General features: G+C 68.2%; 10 protein-coding genes, 1 tRNA gene and 3 pseudogenes. 11 read left to right on the plus strand and 3 right to left on the minus strand.

Going from position 1 to position 10754, the window contains the following annotated elements:
• Nucleotides 1–124 precede the first annotated feature (124 nt).
• The 3 genes from ACFQE5_RS08820 (at nucleotide 125) to ACFQE5_RS08830 (ending at nucleotide 2835) form a co-directional block, all read left to right on the plus strand.
• A tRNA-Arg gene (locus ACFQE5_RS08820) sits at nucleotides 125–197 on the plus strand.
• 405 nt (nucleotides 198–602) lie between these two features.
• Nucleotides 603–1016: a MerR family transcriptional regulator gene (locus tag ACFQE5_RS08825; protein WP_379584342.1), complete on the plus strand. Its 414-nt coding sequence runs from the start codon at nucleotides 603–605 to the stop codon at nucleotides 1014–1016.
• A gap of 355 nt (nucleotides 1017–1371) precedes the next feature.
• Complete coding sequence (locus tag ACFQE5_RS08830; protein WP_379584343.1) at nucleotides 1372–2835, plus strand: SulP family inorganic anion transporter; 1464 nt, start codon at nucleotides 1372–1374, stop codon at nucleotides 2833–2835.
• Between the two features lie 182 nt (nucleotides 2836–3017).
• Here ACFQE5_RS08830 and ACFQE5_RS08835 read toward each other — a convergent pair whose 3' ends face one another.
• The 3 genes and pseudogenes from ACFQE5_RS08835 to ACFQE5_RS23195 form a co-directional block, all read right to left on the minus strand.
• Complete coding sequence (locus tag ACFQE5_RS08835) at nucleotides 3018–3470, minus strand: VOC family protein (RefSeq protein ID WP_379584353.1); 453 nt, start codon at nucleotides 3468–3470, stop codon at nucleotides 3018–3020.
• A gap of 195 nt (nucleotides 3471–3665) precedes the next feature.
• Nucleotides 3666–3812 (minus strand): annotated as a pseudogene (locus ACFQE5_RS23190) (helix-turn-helix domain-containing protein); the annotation flags it as partial.
• Nucleotides 3813–3864: 52 nt separating this feature from the next.
• A pseudogene (locus ACFQE5_RS23195) lies at nucleotides 3865–4023 on the minus strand (helix-turn-helix domain-containing protein); the annotation flags it as partial.
• Between the two features lie 326 nt (nucleotides 4024–4349).
• On the opposite strand from ACFQE5_RS23195, the gene ACFQE5_RS08840 reads away from it, so the two are divergent.
• The 8 genes and pseudogenes from ACFQE5_RS08840 to ACFQE5_RS08875 form a co-directional block, all read left to right on the plus strand.
• A complete protein-coding gene (locus ACFQE5_RS08840) occupies nucleotides 4350–4700 on the plus strand; it encodes an ArsR/SmtB family transcription factor (RefSeq protein WP_379584344.1) in 351 nt (116 codons plus the stop codon).
• Between the two features lie 378 nt (nucleotides 4701–5078).
• Complete coding sequence (locus tag ACFQE5_RS08845) at nucleotides 5079–6305, plus strand: substrate-binding protein (protein ID WP_379584345.1); 1227 nt, start codon at nucleotides 5079–5081, stop codon at nucleotides 6303–6305.
• 411 nt (nucleotides 6306–6716) lie between these two features.
• A complete protein-coding gene (gene nthB / locus ACFQE5_RS08850) occupies nucleotides 6717–7400 on the plus strand; it encodes a nitrile hydratase subunit beta (RefSeq protein ID WP_379584346.1) in 684 nt (227 codons plus the stop codon).
• A 37-nt stretch (nucleotides 7401–7437) separates the two neighbouring features.
• Nucleotides 7438–8052: a nitrile hydratase subunit alpha gene (gene nthA / locus ACFQE5_RS08855; RefSeq protein ID WP_379584347.1), complete on the plus strand. Its 615-nt coding sequence runs from the start codon at nucleotides 7438–7440 to the stop codon at nucleotides 8050–8052.
• Nucleotides 8049–8477 carry a nitrile hydratase accessory protein gene (locus tag ACFQE5_RS08860; protein WP_379584348.1) on the plus strand — a complete coding sequence of 143 codons (429 nt, stop codon included), beginning with the start codon at nucleotides 8049–8051 and terminating at the stop codon, nucleotides 8475–8477. Before nthA ends, ACFQE5_RS08860 begins: the two co-directional genes overlap by 4 nt.
• 165 nt (nucleotides 8478–8642) lie before the next feature.
• The gene (locus ACFQE5_RS08865; protein WP_379584349.1) at nucleotides 8643–8840 is read left to right on the plus strand and encodes a hypothetical protein; all 198 of its coding nucleotides are present in this window, start codon (nucleotides 8643–8645) and stop codon (nucleotides 8838–8840) included.
• A 5-nt stretch (nucleotides 8841–8845) separates the two neighbouring features.
• Entirely contained in the window at nucleotides 8846–10243 is a 1398-nt protein-coding gene (locus ACFQE5_RS08870) for an amidase (protein ID WP_379584350.1), read from the plus strand.
• A gap of 250 nt (nucleotides 10244–10493) precedes the next feature.
• A pseudogene (locus ACFQE5_RS08875) lies at nucleotides 10494–10754 on the plus strand (hypothetical protein); the annotation flags it as partial.

Raw genomic sequence — 10754 nt, forward strand, 5'->3', positions numbered from 1 at the left:
CGGCGGGACCGCGAACCACGGGCAGCGCGAAACCATCGCGAAACGGCCTCCGTGTCCGCGGCTCGCCAGGGGATGGAGGCCGAGGCGGGACACCCCCGCCACGCAGCTAGGATCGTCCAGGTACGCCCTCGTAGCTCAGGGGATAGAGCAACGGTTTCCTAAACCGTGTGTCGCAGGTTCGAATCCTGCCGGGGGCACCGTTCTGACCAGCATGAATGAGCATCAACTCGTCACCGACACCGGCATCGGTGCGGTTGCCGCTCGCACCTCAGCGTGCCGAACCCGCGTTCGCCTGACCCGTTCTGCCCAGGCGTCGTGACCAGGTCCGCATGTGCGCCAACTCGGGATGCTCGAGGATGAACGCGTCGAAGCCGAAGGACCGGAACGGGCCACTGTTGTCGTCACGATCGTGACCACCCCACGACCGGTTTCCTGGTAGCCGGCGCGGTGTCGGCGATCCTGCTGGCGGTCGTGCTTGCCCGGCGGGTCGGCGCGGACACCGAGGTGGGACGGGCTCGGGACCCCGCGTGGCCACCGCCTCGACGACTGGATCGGCGGACCGCGTCAGTACGGTGAGGTGTCATCGACGAAAGGGATGCGGCGTGGGCGAGCAGATGCAGATCGGTGAGGTGGCCGAACGCACCGGGCTGTCGCTGCGCACCATCCGCTACTACGAGGAGGTCGGCCTGGTCGTGCCCAGCGCGCGCAGCCAGGGCGGGTTCCGCCTCTACCTCGAGCCCGACGTCGAACGGCTGCTGCTGATCAAGCGCATGAAACCGCTGGGATTCCAACTGGACGAGATGCGTGACCTGCTGGCCATCCTCGACCCACTGCCCGACGACGCACCGGTGGACGAACCGGCCACACGGCTGAGGCAGTACAGCGCCACGGCCGAACAGGCCTGTGAGGATCTGCGGGCCAAGCTGCGGGTCGCCGAGGAGTTCGCCGCACTACTGCACACCCAGCTCAGCACCCATCGGCGGCAGACCGGCTCGGCCTTGTCACAGTCTCCCTGAACCGCCCTGCCGCACCCGCGACCGTCCCATGATCGTGACCTCGACCTCACTTCACGGTGGCGGTGACACACACCAGGCAACTCTGCCTTAACGTAAGGGTCGAGTTTCGGGGCTCGCGGCGACCCAGACCCACGTCGCGCGCGCCGTTCGAGGCGGCGGTCGAACGTGCCGCCACCCAGGGGCAGCGCCGCTCCTCTTACCCCTCGGTCCTCGTCATGGCGTCAGCAGGCTGCCCGCTTGCCGGTGCGCCGTGACCCCACCTGCGCCGAATGCAACTCGGCGCCCGAACACGTCAGGTTGTCGCGTGCCCTCCTCCTCACCGTTGTCGCCGCCCCGGGCGCGATGGACCAACCTGTTGAGCAGGCCGTCGTGGCTGTCACCGAAGGTGGCCCGTACGGAGATCCTGGCCGGCCTGGTGGTCGCGCTGGCGCTGATCCCGGAGGCGATCTCGTTCTCCATCATCGCCGGGGTAGACCCCAGCATCGGGCTGTTCGCCTCGTTCACCATGGCCGTGGTGATCTCGATCGTCGGCGGTCGGCCAGCGATGATCTCGGCCGCCACCGGCGCGATCGCACTGGTGGTCGCACCCCTGGCTCGGGAGCACGGGCTGAGCTACCTGATCGCCACGGTGATCCTGGGCGGGCTGTTCCAGGTCGTGCTCGGCGCGCTGGGGATCGCTCGGCTGATGCGGTTCGTGCCGCGTAGCGTGATGGTCGGGTTCGTCAACGCCCTGGCCATCCTCATCTTCCTGGCGCAGGTTCCCGAATTGATCGACGTGCCGTGGCCGGTCTACCCGCTGTTCGCCGGCGGCCTGGCGCTCATGCTGGTGTTTCCCCGGCTGACCAAGGCGGTTCCGGCACCGCTGGTGTCGATCGTGGCGCTCACCGCCCTGACCGTTGCCGCCGGGATCGCGGTGCCCACCGTCGGAGACAAGGGCGCCCTGCCCACCTCATTGCCGGTGCCCGGCCTGCCGCAGGTGCCGTTCACCCTGGACACCCTCACCCTGCTCGCGCCCTACGCGCTCGCGTTCGCCCTGGTCGGTCTGTTGGAGTCACTGATGACCGCGAAACTGGTCGACGACATCACCGACACCCACTCCAACAAGACCCGAGAATCCATCGGTCAGGGCATCGCCAACGTCGTCACCGGCTTCTTCGGCGGCATGGGCGGCTGCGCGATGATCGGCCAAACCATGATCAACGTCAAGGTCGCCGGCGCCCGGACCCGACTGTCGACGTTTCTGGCCGGGGTGTTCCTGATGGTGCTGTGCATCGCCTTCGGGCCGCTGGTCTCCGACATCCCGATGGCCGCGCTGGTGGCGGTCATGGTGCTGGTGGCGTTCGGCACCTTCGACTGGCACAGCATCGCGCCCGCCACGCTCAAGCGGATGCCGACCGGTGAGATCACCGTCATGGTCGTCACCGTGGCTGTCGTGGTGGCCAGCGACAACCTGGCCCTCGGCGTGATCGTCGGCACGATCACCGGCCTGATCATCTTCGCCCGCCGGGTCGCCCATCTGGTCAACGTCACCGCCGTGGCCGACCCCGATGGCACCCAGGTCGTGTACGCCGTCACCGGCGAGCTGTTCTTCGCTTCCAGCAACGATCTGGTCTACCAGTTCGACTACACCGGCGATCCGGACAAGGTCGTCATCGACCTGACCGACGCCCACATCTGGGACGCCTCCACCGTCGCCGCGCTCGATGCGATCACCACCAAGTACGAGGCGCGCGGCAAGAGTGTCGAGATCGTCGGCCTCAACGAGCACAGCGCCACCATGCACGGCAGGCTCACCGGCGAGCTCGCCACCGACCACTGAGGCCCCTGGCGCACCCGCCAGGCCGTGATGGACGATCAACCCGCCGCCGACGGGGCCGCCCTGGCCCCGGTCAGCTCATCAGCACTCCACGCCAGCGGGGGTTGTGAAGTGTCCCGGCGTGTCGAAAGACTTGATCTTCCGAGGACGTGGAGTCACGACCCGTCCGTCCGATTTTCGGATCTTCAGGCGGCGTCGAACTCATTGCCCTCCGGGTCCCGCATGGTCCACCAACGTCCAGCCGGCCCCTGGTCCACCTCGCGGACGCGGGTGGCCCCCAGCCCTTCCAGCCGGTCGACCAGGGCGTCCAGCTCACCCGGCCGGCTGTGGACGTCGAGGTGCAGGCGGTTCTTGACCGTCTTACCCTCCGGCACGTCCTGGAACAGCAGCCTCCTGCCGCGGCCGACACCGGTGATCTCGTCGTACGGATCGTCGGGATGACGGATCGCCGCGTAGCCACGGAAGATCCGCCGGCCGCGGTGCTCGGCGACCGCGTCCCGGCTGAGGTGCCCGGCGGCCAACAGGCCGTCGATGAACGCGCTCTGGTCCTCCACCTCGTACTCCAGCGCGGCGGCCCAGAAATCCGCGAGCGTCGGCGCGTCGTTGCTGTCGATGACCAGCTTCCACTGCAGTGCCATGCGAGAGGTTCTACCGGCCGGCACCGACACCGCGCGGCGCCGAGAGACCAGAATGTCCGCGACTTCGCTGTGCTCGCCCGCTGCACCGCACCTGCCGGGCTGCTGTTCGCACCGATAATGGCGGGCCCGACGAGCCACGGCCCGGCGAGGAGCCTCGAACGGGCGGTAGCCGCCGTCGCTTCGCCCGTTGCGGCGGAGCTCGCGGGAGATCGTCGAGGGCGAACGTCCGAGGTGGGCGGCGATTCGACGTATGCTCCAGCCCATCCGGCGCAGGTCGGCGATCTGGAAGCGCCCGTCCTGGGACAGGTAGCGCGCTGATCTCGCGGAGGACGGCGAGACGATCCAGCGGCGCGACGAACCCGACCACCCGGCCGTCGCGGTAGGTCTTGTAGCCGCGCGCCCAGTTCGCGCCGGACGTTCGCGACGCGCCGACCTCCCGCGCTGCGGCCTGGACGCTCCAACCGCGGGCGCGTAACTCCATGAACCGCTGGCGCTTGGCCGACTGCGGCCGCCGACCCGGGCCCTTCTTGACACGACGCGTCGAAGACAACACAACCCCTAAACGATCAAGGAAGCGTTGCGACGCTCAGTAGAAACACCTTGCCGCGCCGTGGTCAGTATTGGGCTGCCGTCGACAGCACGCACCCTCGGCGGACCGTAGGTCTGGCGGGACACCTCGTGGATGGCGGGGATCTGATCGGTCAGCCAGGCCTGCCGGAGCGTCCGCACCGAGGGCGGGCGACTACGTGCCTTGTAGAAGCCCGCTCGCGATCCCCCTTTGCGCCCACCCCGTTGCACTGCCTGGAACGCTTCCTCGGCTACCCTTTCGGCGACATGTCATGCCGCATTGACATATTGCTTTGGAGGAGGACGATCGCGATGGGGGCCGATCTGGCGTTCGACGCCCTGGCCGACCCGGTGCGGCGCGAGATTCTCGGCGTCCTTGCCGAGTGCGACGAACTCACCGCCGGTGAACTCGCCGCCCGGATCACGTCGGTAGGCCGCACTGCGGTGTCTAGTCATTTGCGGGTTCTGCGGTCGGCTGGTCTGGTTACTGAGCGGCGTGCCGGGCGGTACCGGTTCTACGCGGTGGATTCCTCCGGCTCCGCTCGCGATGTACTGGCGCTGCTGCATCAGCTGTTCGAGTCTGGCCTGGGCCAGGTCCGGCGGGCGGGAGACGAGGCCACTACCCACTCCCTCGGGTCCGAGTCTACAGAGCACACAGCCTGAGGTCGGTGCGCTTGCCCTTATCGCGCTCGGCAAGCACCTCGGCCGGTTGTCGCCCTGATTTGCCTGCCATAGTGAAAGGTTCCGGCTAGTTCCCGTCGTCGTGAATCCGGAGTCGATGATGTACTTGACCCTGCTCTGCACGCATTCCCGTACTCCTGACCGGTCCCGGGATCGCTGATGGCCGTGCTCACCTTGACCGTGAAGGAGTTCGTCGAGACACCGCCGGCTGTCACGTTCGGACTGTTCGGTGGGGGCGTGGGTGCGGGATGGATCTTCGACGCGCTCTGTGACCGGGTGACGCCGGGAGCGGCCGTGACACTCCGGGCGCCCCTTGACGGACCGAGCGCCGACCCGGTGGAGATCCTCGGGCGAATCGGTGTGGTCGTGCCGCCGTCGCGGATCGAGATCGTCCACACCCAGCCGTGGCGGGGCCGGATCGTGCTGCGTTTCGCGTCGTCGGCTGGCGGAACCCGGGTGAGCCTGCAGGCCGAGTTGGACCGCCACGGCATGGAATGGTTGATGCGCCGTCGCGGCCACGCAGTTCGGCACCCTGCAACGGGCAATCCGCGGCTGGGTCTGCTCACCTCGAAGTCAGGTCCAGCCAGCCTCTTTGCCGCCGCGACGGACAGCCTGGCCTCTCTCGCCATCACCGAGGTCAACGCGGAAGGTGGGATCGGCGGGCGCCCGGTCGAGCTCATCGTGGGGGACGACGCGACGGATCCAGCGGTCGGGATAGCCGAGGCCCACAGACTCGTCCGGCTGGGATGCCGCACCATCCTCGTGGCCACCACATCAGCGACGTTCTTCGCGGTCTCCGATGTGCTGGCCGACGCGGACGTGCTCGTCGTGCAGACAGTGATGAACGAAGGCGGCGCCCGAGGGCGGCTGCGCGTGCAGTTGGGTGAGCGCCCAGCCGACCAGTTGGCTCAAGCAGCACACCCGATGATGGGTGCCGCAGGTGGGCGACGGTGGTTCCTGGCCGGCAACGACTACTGCTGGCCGCGCAGCACCCATGCCGTCGCGAAAGAAATTCTGCCCCAGGTGGGCGGCCGGCTGGTGGGGGAACGGTATGTGGGCCTCGGCACGGCCGACTACTCGCCGGTCATCGAGGCGATTACGCGATCCGGCGCTGACGTGGTGCTCTCGACGTTCGTGGGTGCCGATGCCGCCGCCTTTCAGCGGCAGGCGCATGAGCTGGGCCTGCACGAGCGATGTCTGACGTTAGCCCCCGCCTTGGACGAGTCGACGCTGGCTCGCATCGGCTCTCCGGCGACAGCAGGCGTGCACACGATCTCCGGATATCTGGAGTCGCTTGAGACGGAGCGGAACTTCGACCTACTGGCCCGCTACCGGGAAGCATTCGGCCGCTGGGCCCCACCGCTCTCCACACTGAGCGAGTCGGTGTACGAGGGGGTGCACATCTGGTGGTGCGCCGTGCGGCGGGCGGGCACAGAGGAGCCTCGCGCGGTCGCCGACGCGATGCGAGGCGCCCGTTACGAGCTACCCCGCGGCACGGTCGTGCTGAACAAGTCCAATCGCGTGGTGCAGCGGCTCTACTTGGCCGAAGCAGTCGGTACGGACCTCCAGGCGATCAGTCCCGACTGACCTCGCGTCAATGTGTCGACACTGGTTGACATCTAGCAAGATCCTCTCTAGATTCGGCGACGCCGACCTCGACAGGAGGGCTCATGCCCGTACCGGTTCGCACTGCCGCTCCGGAGGTGTTGTCCGAACGCCTTGACCTCGGCTTGCCAAGGCCGAGTCCGCGGAGGTCGCCCCGATCGCCGCGGCACTCTCCGCCTCGTCCGAGACCGGGACGCCCTACGCGCGGGCCGTGCATAAGGTCCCATCCACGAGTGGGCGCCGGGTGAACATTCGCTCGCGGCCTGTCCGGCGCGGTGACGATCATCGACCACGGCTTTGGCAACACCATCGCGGAGCGGATGGCCACACCTGCGAGCAGGCCTTCGGCGGGCTCCCTCACCCGCCGGTCACCACCACGATCGAGAGGAAAGCATGAACGGAGTGTTCGACCTCGGCGGCACAGACGGGCTGGGACCTGTCGTGACGCAAGAGAACGAGCCGGTGTTCCGGGCGGAATGGGAGAAGGCCGCGTTCGCCATGTTCGCCTCCTGCTTCCGCGCCGGCCTGTTTAACGTGGACCAGTTCCGGCACGCCATCGAGAAGATGGACCCCGCAGAGTACCTGCTGACAAACTACTACGAACACTGGGCGCATGCCGTCGAGTACTACGGCGAGAAGAGCGGCCTGCTCGACATGGCCGAACTCGAGAAGCGCACCAAGTTCTACCTCGACAATCCCGAAGCACCGCTTCCGCAGCGCGAGGACCCCGAGCTGCTGGCCTTCGTCGACGCCGCGGTCAAACACGGCGCTCCGGCGAACCGCGAGTCCGAAAAGGTCGCCCAGTTCAAAGTGGAGGACCGGGTGACTATCAGGACGGACAGCCCGTTCGGCCACACCCGGCGGGCCCGCTACGTCCGCGGCCGCACCGGCGAGATCACCGCCGCGCACGGCACCTACCTCTACCCCGACAGCGCGGGCAACGGCGGTCCCGACGCCCCCGAGCACCTCTACACCGTCAGGTTCACCAGCGAGGAGCTGTGGGGTGCCGAGACGGCCGAGCCGAACGGGGTCGTCTACTTCGACGTGTGGGAGCCGTACCTCATTCTCGCCTCCTGACCATCCGTCCCCACCCGAATCTTTGAGGAGCCCTTCCATGGCCGCACCCACCGACACCCGACTGAACACGCAGGAGGAGATCACCGCTCGGGTCAAAGCACTCGAGGCGATGTTGATCGAGAAGGGGGTCATGACCACTGAGGCGGTCGACCGCCTCGCCGAGATCTACGAGAACGAGGTCGGCCCCCAGCTAGGCGCCAAGGTCGTCGCGCGGGCCTGGACCGATCCGGAGTTCAAGGCCAGATTGCTCGCCGACGCCACCGCCGCCTGCGCCGAGATGGGCATCAGCGGTCTGCAGGGCGAAGAGATGATCGCCCTGGAAAACACCGACACGGTACACAACCTCGTCGTGTGCACGCTGTGCTCCTGCTACCCGTGGCCGATCCTCGGGCTGCCGCCGAACTGGTACAAGGCCCCGCCCTACCGCTCGCGGATCGTGCGGGAGCCGCGCAAGGTGCTCGCCGAGGACTTCGGCTTCGTGGTCCCCGACTCGGTCGAGATCCGAGTCTGGGACTCCAGCTCCGAGCTGCGCTACTGGGTGCTGCCGAAGCGCCCGCAGGGATCCGAGGGTATGGGCGCGTTCGACCTCGCGGCCCTTGTCACCCGGGACTCGATGATCGGCGTCGCCCCCGCCGCCAGCCCGTCCTCGTGACCCGCGTGGAGCCCGAGATGCATCGTGACACGAGGCCTGCCATCAGCGAGGCACGTCAGAGTGTGGAAGCGCTGGTGTGCGACTTACCCGGCGGCGGAATCGACGAGCGCATGTTCAACGAACCCTGGGAACTGCGGGCCTTCGCCATGGCAGTCGCCGCCTACCACAGCGGCAAGTACGAGTGGAGCCAGTTCCAGCAGGCCCTGATCCACTCGATCAAACAGTGGGAAGAGGACAACGGCGGCAAGCCGTGGAGCTACTACCTGCATTGGCTCAACGCCTTCGAAACAGTCCTGGCCGACAACGGCGTGCTCGCCGACGCCGCACTCGACGGCCGAACTCGGGAGGTGTTGGCCGTGCCCCGTAACGCAAACCACCACAAGGCCGTCCGCGAACCTGTCGCGATCTCACCCGCAACGTTCTGACCGGGCCGAGGTGTGCCAGACGCGTTCGCTCACCTCGCCGTTTCCTCGGAATGTGACCCGACGAAGATCTCAATACCTCGTACGACGGTCGCTGTTCGACCAGTGGCCGACCGGCTTGATCCGGCCGTGCCACGGGACCGACCTTGCCGAAGAAGAGGAGAATCCATGTTCCCCCTGCGCCCGAGTTGTTCCGGGCCGATGCTCGACGAGCTGCTGCGGATGGCCCGCCTCGAGCTGAGCCCCGAGCGCACGGCCGTCGTCGGCCCGGCCGTGGACCAGATCTACGGGCTGGTGGACCGGCTGGACGCGGCCGAAACGGGTGACGTACCCCCGGCCACTGCCTTCGACGCCCGGTGGGAGTGAGCGGCGTGGAACCCTATGAGCTGACCCTGCACGAGGCCGCCGAGCAGATCCGGGAGCGGCAGCTATCCCCTGTCGAGCTCACCGAGTCGGTGCTCGGCCGCATCGACGCCCTCGACAAGCGGGTGGGCGCGTTCGCCAGCGTGATGCACGAGCAGGCGTTGCGCGCCGCCCGGGACGCGGAGAAGGAGATCGCCGACGGCGCCTACCGCGGACCGCTGCACGGCGTGTGCATCGGGGTGAAGGACCTCCTGGACACCGCAGGCGTGCCCACCACGTCGAGTTCGCGCACGCGCGCGGACCACGTGCCGGACACCAACGCTGCGGTGGTCGACCACCTTGAGGCCGCCGGTGCGGTGATCGTCGGCAAGACGCACACCCACGAGTTCGCCTACGGGGTCATCACCCCCACCACCCGCAACCCGTGGAACCTCGACCACATCCCGGGCGGGTCCAGCGGCGGGTCCGGGGCAGCCGTGGCCGCCCGCATGTGTCAGGGCGCCATCGGCACCGACACCGGCGGGTCGGTCCGCATCCCCTCGGCGGTCTGCGGCACCGTCGGGCTCAAGCCCACCTACGGGCGGGTCTCCCGTCGGGGCACGACCTCGCTGAGCTGGTCGCTGGACCACATCGGGCCGCTGACCAACAATGTGCGCGACGCGGCGCTGATGATGGACGTCATCGCCGGTTACGACCGCGCCGACCCCGCGACCGTCGACGTCCCGGTTCCCCGGCATGCCGACGGGCTGGCGGCCGGGGTCGAGGGCCTGGTGCTCGGTGTGCCGCGCAACTACTTCTTCGACCGCATCGACCCCGAGGTCGAGGCCGCGGTACGGGAGGCGATCGGACAGCTCGAAGGCCTCGGCGCACAGCTGCGGGAGATCGACCTGCCCCATCCCGAGCTGTACATGCCAGCCGAGTTCGGCATCCTCGTGCCCGAGGCCACCGCCTACCACCAGCAGAACCTGCGCCGGATGGCCGAGCTCTACGAACCCGATGTGCGGGTGTTCCTCGAGGCCGGCGAACTGGTGCTGGCCACCGACTACATCAAGGCACTGCGGGTCCGCACCCTGATCCAGCAGGGCTGGAAGCAGATGTTCGACGGGCTCGACGCAGTGCTGGCTCCCACGCTGCCCGCCACCGCCGCGAAGGTCGGGCAAACCAGCTTCACGTGGCCAGACGGGCAGGAGGAAGCCGTCATCAACAGCTACGTACGCACCTCGGCCCCGGGCAACCTGACCGGCCTGCCTGCACTGTCGCTGCCCTGCGGCTTCGACGACACCGGGCTACCGATCGGGCTGCAGATCATCGGCACACCTTTCGCCGAACCCACCGTGCTACGGATCGGCGCAGCCTACGAGACCGCCACCGACTGGTCCGACCGGCGCCCCGACCTCCTGCCCTGACTGTGAGGATGGTCGAGCCGGCCCGGTGATGGTGGGCTGGTGGTGACAGCAGCGGGTGTGACCCGTGCTCTGACTGGCGTGATGCCCTTGAGCGGACTTGTCCGCCTGCTGTTGTCGGCACCGGCCCGGCCGGAGCAGCTGGCCTGATCAGGAGCATGACCGCCGGACTCGACCTCCGACGTGTCCCGTCACAGTCCTGCCGGGCTCCGCACCGGACCGGACCTCACGTCCGCCACGGTCAGGAGAACGCATGTCCATGCTGGCAGAACTGGTCGAGCTCGTCATCGGGGTCGACACCCACGCCGATACCCACACCGCCGCGCTGGTCGCAGCCGGCAATGGTGCCCTGCTGGCCACGCTCACCGTGCCCGCCGACGCCGACGGCTACACCCAGCTGCTGGCCCTGACCGAGCAGCACTCCGGGCTACGGGCCTGGCCGAGCAGCACCGCGGGCTACGGGCCTGGGCGATCGAGGGTGCCGGCGGCTACGGCGCCGGTCTGGCCCGCCACC

The organism is Pseudonocardia hispaniensis (assembly GCF_042658695.1).
Taxonomy (GTDB): domain Bacteria; phylum Actinomycetota; class Actinomycetes; order Mycobacteriales; family Pseudonocardiaceae; genus Pseudonocardia; species Pseudonocardia hispaniensis.